The following is a 17,192-nucleotide window of genomic DNA, read 5'->3' on the forward strand; positions in this document are numbered from 1 at the left end:
TTAGACATATTAGTTACATAGAATCAACATATATTATATAAGCATCAACGTTGACTCCTCGGTTTTAAATTTCTTTAAAACCGCTGGTTTTGTAAGGGCCTAGATATTTTCCCCAATAACTTCTTTTTTATAAGGATATTTTATGGCTGTATTTGGCAAACTGAAAATCTCTATCTTAACCGCAACTATGACCACTTTGGTGGGCTGTGCAACCGTCGCTGATGTAGCCGGATATAACACGGCAGCACTCAACGAGGATGCAGCAAAAAGCTACAGTCAAGTAGTCTCTAAAGCAAGCAGTCAAGGGGCAGTGGATAGAACGTCGAGCACAGCCGTGCGAGTTAATAGGGTCTTTAACCGCTTAAGACCTTATGCAGATCGTGCCAATGCCACAGGTGTTCCTTTTGACTGGCAGCTGACAGTCATTCGCTCACCTGAGCTTAATGCTTGGGCAATGCCAGGCGGTAAGATGGTGGTGTATACCGGTATTGTAGAAAAGCTTAATCTCAATGATGCAGAGATTGCGGCCATTATTGGTCACGAGATGACGCATGCCTTACAAGAGCACAGCAAAAAAGATGCAGGGCAAAAGATTTTAACCGGATTGGCATTGCAATTAGGGGGTGCAGCGATACAGTCTAAGACCGGATTAAGCGCAGACTCTATCGGTATGCTCAGTGATTTAGGTATCGACAAGCCATTTTCTCGCAGTCAAGAGTCACAAGCTGATGCCGGCGGCCTGCATCTAATGGCTCAAGCGGGCTATAACCCAGAGGCAGCCATCTCTGTGTGGAAAAAAATGGAGGCGGTAAATGGTCGCAGCAATGCGGTTGTTACCTTAATGTCTACTCACCCAAACTCTCAGCAGCGTATCAATAAAATACAAGCACTATTGCCTGAAGTGACACCAATTTATCAAGCCGCTGCTAAAGCCCCTAATGGAAAATAAGCAATTTCGGCTCATCGCTATTTAGTCTATAAGCAGGCCGTGCACCAGCTTATAGGTTCATCAAGGCGCTTAATTTGCATGGTGATACTTCTTATTAAGCGCTTTTAAAATAGCATAAGTTTCTAAGTCCATTTGTCCGGTAAGTTTCTGTGGCCGAAAATGTAATTGAAATGCATACACCACATTGCGGCTAGATCGGTCCCATTCATCACTAGGCGTGATGTCGTAGCCATAATCACTGAGCATCTGCTGAATGTCGGCAACAGTGGCTGATTGAAAAGAGCCTTCTGTCATAAATTGCTGCTTATCGGCCTCCTCATACCATGCCCCAATGCCATATTCTTTATAAAGTCGCTCCCAAGGAAACTTAGCCCCAGGGTCAATCTTACGAGACGGTGCCATATCAGAGTGACCGATAATCAACGTTGGTTCTATCTCATACTTTTGCGCTAAGTCTTGTACCAGCTGGGCAATTTTTTTAATCTGTATGTCCGTAAATTCAACATAATGCTCGGCAGGATGATAACCATCATTGTCGGTATTTTTGGCTTTGCGAAACTGCTGTTGGATGCCTTCATTAACGATTTCTATGCCAATTGAGGTGTCATTTAAGATACTTCTACCAGCAAAGCTACCTTGTCCTGCATGCCAAGCCCGCTGGTTATCGGGCACCAGCTGATAAATAGGTTTGTCATCGGTAATTGGGATTAGATAATGGGCACTGACATTGGCCGTGGTCAAAATGCGCAGTGACTCAGGCTCATTTTCGGCAGTGTAATGCAATACGATATACTTAATACGCTGGCTTTTGCCTTGGGCCTGATAGCTTTGTGAATCAATCGCATAAGTTGTAGCAGGTAGGCCCATACATCCTGATAACGTTAAGCTCACTGCTGCCAAACTTATGATACCAAGGGCAGTATTTAGGCCATGACAATAGGCTTTAGCTCGATAAAAGGCGGGGGTATGAGGTGCGTTAGGGCGAAAGTTAAGCATAAATTTTTTCTGTCTGTGTGTAGGATAAAAGAGGGGGCTATTTTAGCTTTAATGGTAATGAGTTTGTATGTAGACAAGCAAAACCGCGCAAGGCAAGCTAGTCTAGCGTGTTACTAATCTCAAAGCCTCTATCGATAGACAGGGTTAAGAGCCTCTGTAAAAGTGGCTAAAACATACAGCTTAGCAATAATACTGTGCGATTGTTTCACTAATAAGTAGGTTTTATACGTTAACAGTGATTTAAGTTTAATTATATTATTTTGTCTCGACAACTTAGTTTTTGGACGGTATTATCGGGTTAATCAAGTTTAGCTGGAGCTTGAGTGTTCACTAACTATTCTGAATTCATGCTAGGTTTTTTAGATATGTTTTTTAGATATTTAGTTATGAATATTGCTGTTATTTGATTCAGCTTTTTTTAACTTTTAACCTTAAATGGATTTGTATTTTTTCGAATTGGAGTCGATATGAAATTTCTTACTACTTTACTGACCACCACGGCCCTGACAGGCCTAATGTCCACTGCGGCAATGGCAGCCTCATTGAACAACACTCAATGGCAATCTATAGATGACAAAACCGGTGAAAAAAAAGCCGTTATCAAAATGACGGAGTCTAATGGCGTAGTGACCGGTACAATTGTGAAAGTTAACGATGCGTCAAAGGCCAAAGAAGTTTGCTCAAAATGCTCAGGCTCATTAAAGAACAAACCGATCGTGGGTTTACCTATCTTAACCGGTCTTAAAGCGGATGGTAATAATAAATGGTCAGGTGGCGATCTGGTTGATCCAGAAACTGGCAAAGTTTATGGCGGTAAAGTCACCCTAGCTGACAATGGTCAGTCTTTGAAGCTGACTGGTAACATCAAGCACACACCTTTTAAGCGCAGCCAAACTTGGACACGAGTCAAATAAAATCATAACTAAGTTGGCTGAGTAACAGCCGCTTAAGTAAACACAAAAAAGGTTAGATGGCCAAGCTGTCTAACCTTTTTTGTGCAGATGTGGTTTGCTGCTGGTTTGTAGGCTGTATTGGTAGCTTGAGCGGCCTAAATATCGTATTAGTACACTCTTAGTACAAAGGTTTGAGCGTATCTGAGGGCTTTATATTACCCTGTTCATCTAGTCTGTCTGAGGGGTCTCGCTTTGGAATTATGGTGAGCTTGGCATCGCTTTCAAACACCACAGCTGCTACCTGGTCATAATCATGAATCCCTTCACTGCGCATGGCGCATTCAATCTCTTGGCGGGTTAAGCGCTCTTTGCGCATGGCTTCTGGTAGAAACTGGCCCTGATAAAACACCACCCGTGGTTCGGAGACGATGAAGTTTGCAAACTCAGGTGAGATAGCGGCGTATTTGGTCACTAAGTACTGTAAGGCTAATAGGCTCACGATGGATGCCATGCCCTCAATGATGGGGACGTTATCAAGCACAATGGTACTGGCGCCGATAGACCCAATCATCACAGTCACTACCCAGTCGAAGTTGTTAAGCTGTGAGGTAGACCGCTTGCCTGATACCTTGTGAAACGCCACAATGCAGATATAGACAATAACTGACGATAGCACAATGCGTATCAAGGTCTCGCTACTGTCAAAAAATATATTCTGCATGAGGTACTCCTTGGTCAAAGCGTTAAAAACAGCCAAGCGATTAAAACAGCAATAATAGTTTAGATGACCCTTGCAGGTATTTAGTGCTTGGCTGTCCAGTCTAGCATGGTATCAAGCACATAACGGGCCTCGTAGGTATTTAAAGGTGCTTGGTTGGTGCTGCCATTGATAATACCGACCACAATATAGTCCTGACCAGATTTGCCATGTACGTAGCCTGCCATGGAGGTGACGTTATTTAAGGTGCCCGTTTTAATCCAAGCACGGCCAATGGCTGCTGAGCTGGGCAAACGCTCAGCGTGCTCAGTAATGGTGCCACTAATGCCGGCCACCCCTAAAGAATTGACATAAGTGTCAAAGTAGCGGTGGTTGTAGGCGAACTGCAGCAGATCAGCTAGATTTTCAGCAGTCACACTACAGTCGCGGCACAGTCCTGAGCCGTTAGACATGACAGGGGCGGGGGTCGTAAGATTTTTTTGCCACCACTGGTTGATGGTGCCTAGTGCCTTGGTGTAGTTAGAGTAGCTGTCTTTTTGTGGTTTTATAGCGTGGCCTGTGGTATCAGATGCAGCGCTAGGGTCTGAAAATAATGGCAAAGTCAGCGTTAGCTGCTCAGTCATGACGTTATTGGAGTAGTGATTGATATCGAAAATTTGCTGCGATAAAGGCAGCGAAGGATAACGTACAAAAGGCAGCGGCGAGGCGGGGAGAACAGAGACAGATTGTGCCAGCACGGCGTTTTTATCGGTGCTGCTGCTCATGTCTAAGTAAGTACCAGCGTTGGTCTTAAGCGGCGTTTCGGTATTGATCATATCGCCCGCTACGGTGTTACCGAGGCCCAAAAACTTAATAGAGCCTGATAAGGTATTGCCCAGACTTAGCCACTGGCCTTTGACCACCCGTTTAGCGAAGTCTTTGGCATCAGGATAGGCGATATAAAAAGTGCGAGCGCCGCAAGAGGTAGGCAAGCTTTTATTAAATTTTAGGCCTTGTGCTTGCCATATGGGCGCCAAGCTTGAGCGGGCCGATGAGCAGTTGCCTAGGCTCGCTGTGGGTAAGGTTGTGGGCAGATCATAATCGGCCATTAGCGGTTTATAGTATAGCTTGGCAGTGCCGCGCTGAGCATCATTTAAAAGTGGGACAGCGGTGAGCTCTAGGGTGCTGAAGTTAACCAATAAGCCATCGGGGCTGGCATTATAAGGGCGCAGTGGATCATTATCAAAAGCGGCCGGATCTTTGGTCACACCTTGAAATACGGAGCTGTCTAATACAATGTCGCCTTTGATGTGCTGAATACCGGCCTGTTTTACCTGCTCTAATAGTTTATTTAAACGCTGAAGGGTCAGCTTAGGGTCACCACTGCCTTTGATGATTAAATCACCATATAAAGTATTGGCTGAAATGAATCCTGTGTGATAGGCCTGAGTGACCCAAACAAAATTGGGGCCGAGCAGATCAAGCGCAATAAAGGTAGGGATCAGCTTCATGGTGCTGGCAGGGGTACGCGGTAATTCAGATAAATGACGCAGCGGATAGGCTAAGGGCTGATTGTCGTCGACAGTGCTTGGATTGACAGCAGCTAGGGCGTCACTGGCTGACTCATGAGCAGGGATATCGACTAAGCCCTGAGTCAGCGCTGGGTTGTTATGAGCTGGGTCACTTGATTTATTCTGAGATGCAGTACTTGAGGCTGGCGCAGTTTTTTTCTCGGCAGGGTTTGATTGAGCAGGCTGAGTTTGCAGCTTCTGGGCGGCAATTTTTGAGGGCGAAGCGGTGCTTTCAAGCTCAGGCGGCAGCTCATCAGCATCAACCAAATCTGGCTGCTCAGCCTTGACTTTCTGGACTAGATTAAGCGGTACTACCGCCGGCAGACGGCTTTTTACAGTTTTGGTACTGGCGGTAGTGTTATTGTCTGCAGTAGCGGTTACCGGCATAATCACTAAACTGATGTCATCGGTGCTAATGTGAGCACGATTAAGCGCCGCTTCCACAGGTGCGGGTAGCTGAGCATACAGTAAGGGGCTAATCCCTAAGCACAAACCGATAGCCGTTGCCATCTTGGTTAAGGTTTTGGCAGGCAATAAGTCACAGAAGTTATATCTAGGCACAGTCATAAGCTTACTAAGTATCAGTTGATTTAAGGATAAAAAAACAGGGGTGTCATGAGCGGTTATTATAACTGCTGATGAGGTCAATAAACACTGACGCCAAAAATAAATAGAGCCAGAGCAAATAAGCTTTCGTTACTTTAATAGTAAAAAAGCCATGGCGGTCATAATGGCATCATTATAGGCATCATGGGCAGCCATATCAGGCAACTTGAGCTGCTGACAAATGGCGCTAAGGTGCGAAGATTGATCAGGTATGCCTTGGGTGCGGTTACCGCTGTAGCGATTATAAAGCGTACGAATATCAATAACTGGATTAGGCAGATAAGTACCCATATAAGCTTTGACTAACGGGTTTAAAAAACTGATGTCTAGCTGAGGACAAAACCCAACGATGGGGCGATTACCGATAAACGGCAGCAGCTTCGCCAACATTTGCTCATAACTTAAACCATTTTCGACATCTATCGGGCGCAGGCCATGAATGATGATGGTGTCCTTGGTGGGCATCACCGGCGGGCGACAAATAAGATGTAGCCCCTGTCCGGTATCGATGACAGATCCGTTAATATGAATGGCTGCGATAGACAGTAAATGGTTTTTTTTGGCGTTAAGACCGCTCATCTCACAATCAATGGCCACCCACTGATTCTCCACCGGCGGCTCAAACATCCCATTGAGCTCAGGGCGTAGCAGGCGCTTTTGGTACCAACTGGATTTTAGGTGCTGCATAAAGCTCATAATCAGACCTCCAAGAGGACACAGATAGCAAATTAAGACAATAGCAGATAGGGATGGTTTTTCGCTAAGCGACTTCGAGCTGATAACGTTGACGCAGCTCATTTTTGAAACTTTTGACCACGTTTAGGCACTCTTTTAACAGATCTCTTTCAAGCGCGGATAGGCTTGAGGGATCAACTTGGCGGGCCAGTCGGTCTTCTGTGGCCAAGGCAATATCCAAACGACGAGCCATAAAAAACTCCAGCGCCTCATTGAGTGTCTCTGCCCGATTATGCGTCATGACGCCAGCGCGCGCCAGCTCTTGTAGCCGGGCCTTACTGCTTGTGACATCAAAGATGTCGTTTTCTAAGGCCAGTGCTCGAATGCCGTGTACCAAAGGAAATATACCCGCTTTTTTTAGATCAATATCTTGCGCCATGGGCTTACCGATAAGCGGCATAAATTTTTTCCACCACTGATTGATATCGCCAAATTGCAAAGCGGCCTGAGCAAAGCCGCGCACGAACATGGGATCTGTGCTGCGATGCGCCACTTGGATATGTTTGCGTAGGCTCTCAAGTAGGCGCTCATCGCCGCATACGTAAGAGGCATCTAGTAGACAAGATAACCAAATGGCGTGCTGCGGCTCACGCTGATTAAACCAGATTGAAATCTCTGACTTAAAGCGGTTTAACGACTGACGCCATAAGGGATTGCTCATCATGATGTTCCCCTCACACAGCGGGTACCCCATTTCTGCCAATACGTGATTGAATTTTTGGGCATAATCGGCCAAATTGGAGTCATTAAAGCCATTACGTATAATTAGCGCATTGTCTTGGTCAGTGCGCATAATTTGCTCGCCGCGGCCCTCGGAGCCCATCACGATAATGCAGGTGTTCTCATACACCATATCGGGCACGATAAGTCGCCACAATTTGGCAAAGACATGGGCATTGAGCGCTTGTACAATGCGGCTAATTACCCCGATTTTGATGCCATTGTTGTGTTGTTCTCGAATGTATTGGCCAATCTGTTCTACCGGACCTTTGAGCATATCTATACTACGGGCTTGCTCAATTTGTAAGGTAATAAGCTGAGAGTGATGACTCAAAAACGCCAACAAGTCACTTTGACCCAGTACCCCGATCACTTCTTGATTTTCATCAAGTACTGGTAAACGGTGGACTCGGTAGCGAATCATCGCCAGCAGCGCCTCGCTAATGTCTTGATGATGGTCGATGGTGTGTAGCTTGAACTTGGCATAATCTCGGCATAAAGCTGTGCTCATATCCACCCTTTCACTCACAGCTCGGCAAATATCGGCATCTGTTAAAATGCCTAAGTTACTTTGATGGGAGCGGGTGGGGTGGCGCTCCACGGTAGGGATGCGCTTGACCAAGACATGCTTAAGCCCAGCTTGGGTCATGGTGGTGGCAGCATCTACCAAGGTGGCGGTCTCTGCAATGGTATGCACGTCAAGCATGCGAATGGCAGTGACCGGCTGTAGCATAAGCTGCTGCGACTCAGCTTGAGTGGCGGCAACAGAAGCATTTAATACATGGCCATTTAATTCATCACCATTTAATACATCGGCTGAGCCTTGGGTATCTAGGGAGTCGGCATGACTGAGCGTGCGAGTAGTGCGTAAGGCGGGTTTTTGACTGCGCGCGCTATACGCCTGCATACGCTCAGCCAACTCGCCGCTGAGTAAATTTCTGATATAACGATTTTGTACCGATAGTCTGTCTATCGCCGCTGGATTCACTTGCAGCAGCAAGCTGTCTTCAACGGCTTGATAATGATAGGCATCGCTTGGGTATGCATCTTTTGTTGAGTGATTTATCGGCGTGGCGGCTGGTATCGGCAGGTGTACCTCTTCATCTGTAGGTAGCTTGCGGCCATCGAACCAATCATTGCTAAGTGCTGTGGCGACAAACTCACCTAGTGTCTCACCTGCTAGGCTTTGCTGGATACGCCCTTTTAGTACCACATAAAAATAGGCAGTATCTGCGATGCTTAACGCCTCATTTTTAGCCAAATAGCGGATTTGAGTTTGTTTTTTTAGACTTTCACGCTCATTTGAGCTCAAAACGTCAAAAGGAGGCTGCGTAAAGTCTAGCCTGGTCATAAACCACTCCCTGGTTATGTCGAATAAATTACATAGGGTACACGTGTTATTTTAGCAGGCATTGTACCGCTTCTTGAGCAATGACGCACGGCTTATCTGGCGCCTGTGCTTTATTGAAGCACAGGCTGTGGAGCAAAAGACTAAGGCTGTGCCAATAATCCTTTGATACGTTCAATGGCTTGCCGGCTTTCATCGACACTGGCCACCAGTGCTAGGCGGACAAAACCTTTACCTGGATTTACGCCATCAACTTCACGTGACAAGTAACGTCCTGCCAGCGCATTGATATTGACCTGTTCATATAAGGCTTTGACAAAGGCCTCGTCATCTGGCTCGCCTTGTTCATCGACAAAGGGTGGGGGCACTTGTACCCATAAATAAAATCCAGCATCTGGTTTGGTAAGAGTTAATGCCTCACCCAGCTCACTGATCCATAAATCGAACTTTTGGGCATAAAGCGTGCGGTTGTGCTCAACGTGTGCTTCATCTTGCCAAGCAGCGATAGAGGCCAGTTGGTGATGAATGGGTAATGCGGCGCCTTGATAGGTACGATATTGCAGGTACGGCTGTAATAAGCTGGCATCACCTGCGATAAAGCCTGAGCGTAGCCCTGGCAGATTTGAGCGCTTGGACAACGAGTGGAACACCACGCAGTTTTTGTAATCATCGCGGCCCAGTTGCGCACACACTTCAAGTAGCCCAACAGGAGGCGACTCAAAATAAAGCTCGCTATAGCACTCATCACTGGCGATGATAAAGTTGTGTTGGTCCGACAGCTCAATCAATGCCTGCCAATCATCGGCATCAAATACTGCTCCAGTGGGGTTGTTGGGGCTACACACAAAGACCAGCTGGGTACGCTCCCAAACGTCACTTGGCACCGAGCGGTAATCGCCCTTGAAATCATTATCCGCAGTACAAGGCACAAAATAGGGCTCTGCGCCGGCAAGCAAAGCGGCACCTTCATAAATCTGATAAAAAGGGTTTGGCATGACAATGAGGGGTTTATCAGATACATCATTGCCTGCGTCTAAGTTAATAGCGGCTTGGACGAAGCTAAATAAGGCCTCACGAGTACCCATCACCGGGATAATCTGTGAGTCTGCACTGATGCGATTTAAGCTAAAGCGGTGTTGTAGCCAATCAGCAATGGCTTGGCGTAGCTCAGGTAAGCCACTGGTTGAGGGATAGTTTTGTACCTTGATTAGGTTGTCCGCTAGCGTCTGTAACACAAAAGAGGGCGGCTCATGCTTCGGCTCGCCAATACCAAGCTTGATGGTTTCAAACTCAGGGGCTGGGGTAGAGTGTGCCAATAAGGTAGCCATCTTGGCAAACGGATAAGGGTGCAGCAGCTCTAATTTTGGGTTCATGATGGACCTATTTAAATATAGTGGTTAAGGTGCACAGACAATAACAGGTTTGTAAACCGCTCAACAGCTCGGTGTAAGCACGTCAATTAAGGTGGTTCTTAGGCGCTCAAGCTTAGCGTCACTGAGCATATTATCCCCAATGTCACTAATATAAAACATATCCTCAGCACGCTCGCCTAAGGTAGTAATGCGCGCGGCATGGACCTCAATGCCCTCGTTCAAGAATACCTGACCAATGCGCGCCAGTAACCCCGGCTGATCTAGGGTAGTTAGGCTCATCACATGCTGGCGACTGGCTTCATTATAGTTAAAATCAATGGTGGTGGGTACTTGAAAGTTCTTTAAGCGCCGTGGTAAGCGCTTTTGAACCAGCTTGGGCGTTTCAGGGTTTTTAAAGGCGTCAATTAAGCGGCGGGTCAACTCCTCACGCGATTCAGGGTCAGTCAATAAGGTGCCATGGCGATCAAGTAACACATAAGAATCTAAGGCAAAGTCGCGCGTGGCAGTAATAATACGTGCATCGAGCACATCTAGATTCATTTGATCAAACACCGCCATAGTCACTGCAAATAAGTTGGCCTGATCTTGGGTGTAGATAAAAATTTGTACCGCATCGAGTGCCAATTCTCTATGCTCACGCAGCACAATTAAGGGCTCACTGTTGGCATCGGAAGCACGGCCAATAGGGGGGTGATTTAAGATGGCCTCAGTATGCCACATAATGGCTTCTGGGATTTCACGTAAAAAATACTCATCGCCGAGCTCATCCCATAGTGCCAATACCTCCTCACGGTTCATGTGCTGATTGTCGACTTTATCCAGCATGGTCAGTGCCTGTTGACGAGTAGTGGCAATCATTTCTTGACGGTTGGTGGGCGCATCTAAATCGGCACGTAAAATACGCCGAGTTTGGGTATATAACTGCTTCATTAAGCTGGCACGCCAGCTATTCCATAGCTGAGGATTGGTGGCGTTCATGTCTGCGACGGTGAGTACATACAGGTGATTTAGATGAGTGACATTACCGACTAAATTGGCAAACTTAGTCACCACTTCAGGGTCAGAGATGTCTTGTTTTTGTGCAGTCATCGACATGAGCAGATGATATCGAGTCAGCCAACCAATCAATTTGGCATCGGCCTCACTCATGCCATGGCTGAGACAAAACTCAATGGCATCACGCTCTCCAAGCTCGCTGTGATCACCGCCGCGGCCTTTGGCAATATCATGGAAGATAGCTGCCAGTACAATAATCTCTTTACGCTCGATGCGTTTGTAAATAGAGCCTACCAGTGCAAAGTCATCTTGGTATTTGGGGCTGGTAAAGCGGTGCAGCATACGAATAAGTAGCAAGATATGTGCATCCACGGTATAGCGGTGGAACAAGTCATACTGCATCAGCCCAATTAAATTGACAAATTGCGGCATATAGTTGGCCAGCACCCCGTAGCGCTTCATAATACGTAGGCGATGAAACAGGTAGTTTTGCTCTTTTAAATTATCTAAGAACAGCTTTTTGTGCAATGGGTTATCACGATAGTGCTGATCAATGCCTCGCGCCGCAATTTTTAGCGCGCGCAACGTGCGGGTGCGGATATGCTTAATGCCATGCTGACCCATTAATAAAAACATCTCTAAAATGGCTTCAGGATGCTGAGCAAATACGTGATGGTGGGCAATGGCAATATGATCACCGACTCGGTTAAAGCGGGCATTTAATACTGATTTTTCGGGACGCTCTGATTCAGGTAGACGCGCCTCAATTAAGGTCTCGTAATAGTGCGAAGTCAGCATTTCAGACAGGGTGGAGATTTGCATGGCGCAGCGGTAATAGTCGCGCATGAAGTTTTCTACGGCTGCATTAGGCTCATCTTCCTCGCTTTGCTCATACCCCATACGCTCCGCGATGTCACGCTGATAATCGAACAGCAGTTTGTTTTCATTGCGGCCGGTTAAATGATGCAAATGATGACGGATGCGCCATAAAAACCCTTCTGCAAACATCAGCTCATCGAATTCTTTTTCGGTCAAAAAGTCCTGCGGTACTAAGTCGTATAATTTGGTAATGCGAAAATAGCGTTTGGTAATCCAGCCAATGGTATGGATGTCACGCAGACCCCCTGGGGATTTTTTGATATCTGGCTCAAGATTATATTCAGTGCCATTATGAAGCAAATGACGGGCGCGGGCTTCAGCCATTTTGGCATCATAAAACTCTTTTTGAGACCAAGTTTGTTGCACCACGTTGTTAGGGATGGCGCTTAAACTGTCGTTGCCGATTAATAGGCGTGCCTCAAGTAAGTTGGTGGCGACTGTGATGTCTGTGGCCACTTGCAGACAATCCTCTATGGTGCGCACCGCAATACCCGGCTCAATACCCACATCCCATAAGCGCGCCACAAAGCCATCTACCTTTTGTGAGGTTTCAGTACTTAATGTATCGGGGGAGAGTATCAGGATGTCCACATCGGAATAAGGCGACAGCTCACCTCGGCCATAGCCGCCCACAGCAAATAGCGCCAAATCCGTTTGCGTCAGCTCATGTAACTTAAACAGCTCAATCAGTAGGCTATCAATGGACGCAGCTCTCGCCTCTACCAAGTGACGAATATCGACCCCTTTTTCCAACGCCGTGGCAATGTCCGCCTCAATTTGCTTGAGCCAATCGGGTATCCCCAAATTGCGAGATTGAGCTTCACTGTGCGCGGTCAAATCAGGCAAGGGCGTGATTAAGGAGTCGGTGGGATCGCTAATAAACATGGTCAGTTCCAAACAGGGTATAGGGTCTTAAGATAATAGCCAATTAACGTGGCGCAAGTCATTTATAACATAAGTTTTTTTGTGACATAAGTTTAATTAACGCCTCAAAAGTATCACCTCTTTTATTTTGCCAAAAAAAAGACCACCGAAGGCAGTCTTTTTTATCACATTAGGCGGTTAAGAAGCTTAAATCTTCTTCAGGACGGGTCGTGAATACCTCACAGCCGTTATCAGTGACCATTAAGGTGTGCTCCCACTGTGCTGACAGCTTACGGTCTTTAGTAATGGCGGTCCACTGGTCTGGTAAGATTTTGGTCTTCCAGGTGCCTTGGTTAATCATGGGCTCAATGGTAAAGGTCATACCGGTTTTTAATTCCATACCTGTTCCCTTACGGCCGTAATGCATCACTTGCGGCTCATGGTGGAAGGTATTACTGATGCCATGACCACAGAATTCACGCACAATGCTAAAGCGTTCAGGCTCAACCACTTCTTGGATGGCCGCACCGATATCACCAAGATGTGCGCCATTTTTGACCACACTCATACCTGCATATAACGCTTTTTGTGCCACGTCACAGATACGCTGCGCCATGATAGAGCCTTCACCGATAATCCACATTCTTGAGGTATCGCCATAATAGCCATCTTTAATCACAGTCACATCAATGTTAATGATGTCACCGTCTTTTAAGATTTTATTATCGGCTGGGATGCCATGACACACCACGTGGTTTACCGAAGTACAAATCGACTTAGGAAAAGGGGGGTGGCCGTAGTTTAAGGGTGCAGGAATTGCGCCTTGGACATTAACGATATAGTCATGAGCCAACTGATTTAGGGTCTCAGTGGTCACGCCTTCTTTGACATGCTCATCAAGCATAACCAAGACATCACTGGCAAGTTTACCGGCGATGCGCATTTTTTCGATGGCTTCTGGGCCAAGTATTAAATTGTCTGTATTACTCATAGTATTTTTGTTTTTCAAGTTGGTTAGAAAAATAAAAGACGGCTGATGTATCAGCGAGGCATAGCATTGGCCACGCGCAGGGAGGATCAGGGGTCTGATAACGAAAGCGGCTTACTTTGTACTTGCCGCGCTTAACTCTTTATACTGACGATAGTGATAAAAACTAAAGCGATAAAAAAAGCGGCTTGGACAAATGCTATTTTAGCAAGTTTCCCATTATACCATAGCTATAAGACAGCCTTGATGGTGGTTTTTTTATACCTATGTTATGCCAAATCAATACAGCACCTCTTAAAATCTCGCCAAAGCGAAAACATACAAAAACATGGGCATAGCAAAGTGCAGCGCAGTGGCAATAACACTTCTATATTCGCTTTATATATGGTAAAATACTGACCTTATTTTCTTTGTTGTCTGCTGCCTTGCCCAAAAGCCTGTGGCATCAGGCTCAACGTAAAATATAGATGAACTTATTAACCAATGACACACACATTGCGCTAAAAAATGGCTGGGTGTTTGTCGGCTTGACTAATTTGCTTTGTTGTTTCCTATTGCAGATGATTTATTTATCACGGTAGGGCGGGATTGAGCAGATGCGTGTCGACAAATCGGTGATTTTTGCAGTGTGGAGGCATAACCCAATAACTAAGGAATTTTACATGTCAAACAGTCCAACTAATATGCCAATGCGCGACCTTCTACAAGCGGGTGCTCACTTCGGTCACCAAACTCGTTTTTGGAACCCAAAAATGAACCAGTACATCTTTGGTGCGCGCAACAAAATTCATATCATCAACCTTGAGCACACTGTTAAAGCATTCAACGAAGCGTTGACTTATGTTAACGGTTTAGCGGCTAAAAACAACAAAGTATTATTCGTTGGTACTAAGCGTGCAGCAAGCGGCGTAATCCGTGAGCAAGCTTTACGTGCTGGCCAGCCATACGTTGATCACCGCTGGTTAGGTGGTATGTTGACTAACTGGAAAACACTACGTCAGTCAATCAACCGTCTAAAAGAGCTAGAAAAACAAGCTGAAGATGGTACTTTCGCTAAGTTAACTAAGCGTGAAGCGTTAGAGCGTACCCGTGCTATGGAAAAACTAGAGCGCTCTTTAGGTGGTATTAAAAACATGGGCGGTCTACCTGACGCAATCTTCGTTGTAGACGTTGATCATGAAGCCATTGCTATTAAAGAAGCTAAAAACTTAGGTATCCCAGTTATCGGTATCGTTGATACTAACTCAAACCCAGATAACGTTGACTACATCATTCCAGCTAACGACGATGCTATCCGTGCCGTAACGTTATACGTTACTCGTATGGCTGATGCGATCATCGCTGGTAAAGAATACGCCAAAACCCAAGCTGGTGGCGCTGCTGAAGCTCCTGCTGCTGAAGACGTTCAAACTGAAGAAGCTGCAGCACCTGAAGCTGATTCAGCTGAGTAATTGAATTAAGTAGCAGAGGAATTGAGAGTGGGTAACGTTTGACATAAACGGTGACCTAATCTCATAAGTATTCTATGACCTATTGCGGCATGATGTGGAAACCCTCGTCATGCCCTTGTCATTTTATAAACTTACACTGCTTATTTATATTATAATTTTATACACCATAACTACTCAAATAGAGGAAAAAATATGTCTAAGATTTCTGCTAAATTAGTAAAAGAGCTTCGTGACCGTACTGGCCTTGGCATGATGGAATGTAAAAAAGCGCTAGAAGAAACAAATGGTGATGTTGAGCAAGCGATCGACAACCTACGTAAATCAGGTCAAGCAAAAGCGGCTAAAAAAGCAGGTAACATTGCCGCTGACGGCGCTATCGTAATCGCTCAAGAAGGCAACAAAGCTATCTTGCTAGAAGTTAACTGCCAAACTGACTTCGTCGCTAAAGATGACAACTTCACTGAATTTGCTAATAAAGTAGCTGAATTAGCCCTAGCTAACAACACCACTGATGTTGCCGCTATTTCTGAGCTTGACTACGGCAATGGCCAAAGCGTTGAAGAAGCTCGCGTTGCTTTGGTTCAAAAAATTGGTGAAAACATCCAAGTACGCCGTGCAAAAATCATCGAAGGTGACAACCTAGCGTCTTACCGTCATGGTCTACGTATCGGTGTGGTTGTATCAAGCGAAGGCGGTCAAGAAGACAGCGGCAAAAACTTAGCGATGCACATCGCAGCGTTCAACCCAGTAGCCGTTAACGACACTGACGTTCCAGCTGATATCCTAGCTCGTGAAAAAGACATCGCTGAAGCCAAAGCTCGTGAATCTGGTAAACCTGACAACATCATCGAAAAAATGATCGAAGGTGGCCTACGTAAGTACCTAGACGAAGTTGTATTGGTTCGTCAAGCTTACGTCATGGACAACGAGAAGAAAGTAGGTGATGTACTTAAAGCTGACGGCGTAACGGTTAAAGACTTCGTACGCTTTGAAGTTGGTGAAGGTATCGAGAAAAAACAAGAAGACTTCGCTGCTGAAGTTGCTGCTGCCCAGGCTGCTGCTGCTCAATAAGCGCATGAATATAAGCAATCAGATGTTTGATTGTTTTGCTTCAAGAAAGTCCATCACGTTGTGATGGGCTTTTTTTTGTTTTTGTCTAAAAATAAGCGCACTATACCTGCGCATATTTAATGCTATTATATTAAAGGTATTTGATAGAGTTTATTTAACTGGATGAAACAAAAATCATGGCTGATGCGGATGTCACTTTTAGCGATTTAATTAAAAGAGGGCGGCAATGCTTCGCCTATCCTTCAAGGCATGCCGAAAAGCGCATTAGACAACGCACCTCACTGACGCCAAAAGAGCTGATGCTTTTGCTCGATGAGAATGTGTGTGTTGATATCAGTCAGAAATATGGGCTAAGCAAGCGTCATTTATTGTTTTATAGCCCGAAAGATAAATACTATTATGTGGCTCTACAGAATGTGAACACAGGCAAAGTCATCACTGTGTGGCATCTAAACTACCATCGCCAATTGGCATGGTCAGTGACCCAAGAGCAGTGCGCAAAAGCCCGTAAGATTTATCATGACTATTTATGTGAGCAGCAAACTGCTAAAGCAGATGACAATGAACCATTATCATGCCAGCCAGAAGCAATAGCCTGTAGGAAGCAAGCCAACAAAAGATGCAAGCAAGTCACGGCTTTTAAACGGGTTTATAAGGTATATGTCAAAGCGTCTTATATCTGCGAGTCTGGGCAAGCCAAAAGAAAGACCTTGCTAACACTAGAGGTTGATTATTATATTAATGACTTTGAACGCAGTATTAAATCACTGCTAAAACAGGACGAGACGCTGTTTGATAAAATCAATCATCAAATTCGGCGCAAACGCCTGTTTCACGAGAGTATTTACGCCATTGTTTTTGTGAATAAAAAAGACCTGACCGACACTTATTTAATTGATGTCAGGCCGCACTGGGTCGCTCTAGAACAGGCGCAAAAGATTGCCCATAAGCGCAAAGTCATGAATCGCTTATTGCTCGATTATCAAACCCCATATGTCTCTTTGCCACTACCCATATCAATGCGGCTACTGCGGCTGCCTATGCCTACAAGCTGA

At 45.6% G+C, this 17,192-nt stretch carries 13 protein-coding genes; 5 read left to right on the forward strand and 8 right to left on the reverse strand.

What is annotated here, in order from left to right:
* Positions 1-142: 142 nt before the first annotated feature.
* Positions 143-949: a M48 family metalloprotease gene (locus MN210_RS03110; RefSeq protein WP_011959830.1), complete on the forward strand. Its 807-nt coding sequence runs from the start codon at positions 143-145 to the stop codon at positions 947-949.
* 69 nt (positions 950-1,018) lie between these two features.
* On the opposite strand, the gene MN210_RS03115 is transcribed toward MN210_RS03110, so the two are convergent.
* On the reverse strand, positions 1,019-1,945 hold the full coding sequence (locus MN210_RS03115) for an N-acetylmuramoyl-L-alanine amidase (protein WP_241879185.1): 927 nt from the start codon (positions 1,943-1,945) through the stop codon (positions 1,019-1,021).
* A 467-nt stretch (positions 1,946-2,412) separates the two neighbouring features.
* Between MN210_RS03115 and MN210_RS03120 the strand changes: the two genes are divergently transcribed.
* Positions 2,413-2,859 (forward strand): DUF2147 domain-containing protein, encoded by a 447-nt coding sequence (locus MN210_RS03120; RefSeq protein ID WP_011959832.1) that lies wholly within the window; start codon positions 2,413-2,415, stop codon positions 2,857-2,859.
* 157 nt (positions 2,860-3,016) lie between these two features.
* Here MN210_RS03120 and MN210_RS03125 read toward each other — a convergent pair whose 3' ends face one another.
* The 7 genes from MN210_RS03125 to map all read right to left on the reverse strand — a co-directional run bounded on the left by MN210_RS03125 (position 3,017) and on the right by map (position 13,618).
* Positions 3,017-3,559: a DUF421 domain-containing protein gene (locus tag MN210_RS03125; protein WP_201543974.1), complete on the reverse strand. Its 543-nt coding sequence runs from the start codon at positions 3,557-3,559 to the stop codon at positions 3,017-3,019.
* A gap of 80 nt (positions 3,560-3,639) precedes the next feature.
* Positions 3,640-5,673 (reverse strand): D-alanyl-D-alanine carboxypeptidase/D-alanyl-D-alanine-endopeptidase, encoded by a 2,034-nt coding sequence (locus MN210_RS03130; protein WP_338412529.1) that lies wholly within the window; start codon positions 5,671-5,673, stop codon positions 3,640-3,642.
* A 129-nt stretch (positions 5,674-5,802) separates the two neighbouring features.
* Positions 5,803-6,408 carry a 3'-5' exonuclease gene (locus MN210_RS03135; RefSeq protein WP_338412530.1) on the reverse strand — a complete coding sequence of 202 codons (606 nt, stop codon included), beginning with the start codon at positions 6,406-6,408 and terminating at the stop codon, positions 5,803-5,805.
* Positions 6,409-6,472: 64 nt separating this feature from the next.
* A complete protein-coding gene (locus MN210_RS03140) occupies positions 6,473-8,518 on the reverse strand; it encodes a DUF294 nucleotidyltransferase-like domain-containing protein (RefSeq protein WP_338412531.1) in 2,046 nt (681 codons plus the stop codon).
* A gap of 140 nt (positions 8,519-8,658) precedes the next feature.
* Positions 8,659-9,888, reverse strand: a complete 1,230-nt coding sequence (dapC, locus tag MN210_RS03145) for a succinyldiaminopimelate transaminase (RefSeq protein WP_011959837.1) — start codon at positions 9,886-9,888, stop codon at positions 8,659-8,661.
* Between the two features lie 60 nt (positions 9,889-9,948).
* Positions 9,949-12,648: a [protein-PII] uridylyltransferase gene (gene glnD / locus MN210_RS03150; protein ID WP_338412532.1), complete on the reverse strand. Its 2,700-nt coding sequence runs from the start codon at positions 12,646-12,648 to the stop codon at positions 9,949-9,951.
* 169 nt (positions 12,649-12,817) lie between these two features.
* Positions 12,818-13,618: a type I methionyl aminopeptidase gene (map, locus tag MN210_RS03155; RefSeq protein ID WP_338412533.1), complete on the reverse strand. Its 801-nt coding sequence runs from the start codon at positions 13,616-13,618 to the stop codon at positions 12,818-12,820.
* A 659-nt stretch (positions 13,619-14,277) separates the two neighbouring features.
* Here map and rpsB point away from each other — a divergent pair.
* From rpsB to MN210_RS03170, 3 genes are all read left to right on the forward strand, one after another.
* The gene (rpsB, locus tag MN210_RS03160; RefSeq protein ID WP_041773277.1) at positions 14,278-15,066 is read left to right on the forward strand and encodes a 30S ribosomal protein S2; all 789 of its coding nucleotides are present in this window, start codon (positions 14,278-14,280) and stop codon (positions 15,064-15,066) included.
* 192 nt (positions 15,067-15,258) lie between these two features.
* Positions 15,259-16,137 (forward strand): translation elongation factor Ts, encoded by an 879-nt coding sequence (gene tsf / locus MN210_RS03165; RefSeq protein WP_011959841.1) that lies wholly within the window; start codon positions 15,259-15,261, stop codon positions 16,135-16,137.
* Between the two features lie 176 nt (positions 16,138-16,313).
* Entirely contained in the window at positions 16,314-17,192 is an 879-nt protein-coding gene (locus MN210_RS03170; RefSeq protein WP_241879191.1) for a hypothetical protein, read from the forward strand.

Origin of the sequence: Psychrobacter raelei (genome assembly GCF_022631235.3) — a bacterium.
Taxonomy (GTDB): Bacteria; Pseudomonadota; Gammaproteobacteria; order Pseudomonadales; family Moraxellaceae; genus Psychrobacter; species Psychrobacter raelei.

Excerpts from the sequence above, each read along its gene's own strand:
- map (WP_338412533.1), bottom strand. The coding sequence starts at position 13,618 with ATGAGTAATACAGACAATTTAATACTTGGCCCAGAAGCCATCGAAAAA.
- MN210_RS03130 (WP_338412529.1), bottom strand. The coding sequence starts at position 5,673 with ATGACTGTGCCTAGATATAACTTCTGTGACTTATTGCCTGCCAAAACC.
- MN210_RS03110 (WP_011959830.1), top strand. The coding sequence starts at position 143 with ATGGCTGTATTTGGCAAACTGAAAATCTCTATCTTAACCGCAACTATG.
- dapC (WP_011959837.1), bottom strand. The coding sequence starts at position 9,888 with ATGAACCCAAAATTAGAGCTGCTGCACCCTTATCCGTTTGCCAAGATG.
- MN210_RS03125 (WP_201543974.1), bottom strand. The coding sequence starts at position 3,559 with ATGCAGAATATATTTTTTGACAGTAGCGAGACCTTGATACGCATTGTG.
- MN210_RS03115 (WP_241879185.1), bottom strand. The coding sequence starts at position 1,945 with ATGCTTAACTTTCGCCCTAACGCACCTCATACCCCCGCCTTTTATCGA.
- glnD (WP_338412532.1), bottom strand. The coding sequence starts at position 12,648 with ATGTTTATTAGCGATCCCACCGACTCCTTAATCACGCCCTTGCCTGAT.
- tsf (WP_011959841.1), top strand. The coding sequence starts at position 15,259 with ATGTCTAAGATTTCTGCTAAATTAGTAAAAGAGCTTCGTGACCGTACT.
- rpsB (WP_041773277.1), top strand. The coding sequence starts at position 14,278 with ATGTCAAACAGTCCAACTAATATGCCAATGCGCGACCTTCTACAAGCG.
- MN210_RS03170 (WP_241879191.1), top strand. The coding sequence starts at position 16,314 with ATGGCTGATGCGGATGTCACTTTTAGCGATTTAATTAAAAGAGGGCGG.
- MN210_RS03120 (WP_011959832.1), top strand. The coding sequence starts at position 2,413 with ATGAAATTTCTTACTACTTTACTGACCACCACGGCCCTGACAGGCCTA.
- MN210_RS03135 (WP_338412530.1), bottom strand. The coding sequence starts at position 6,408 with ATGAGCTTTATGCAGCACCTAAAATCCAGTTGGTACCAAAAGCGCCTG.
- MN210_RS03140 (WP_338412531.1), bottom strand. The coding sequence starts at position 8,518 with ATGACCAGGCTAGACTTTACGCAGCCTCCTTTTGACGTTTTGAGCTCA.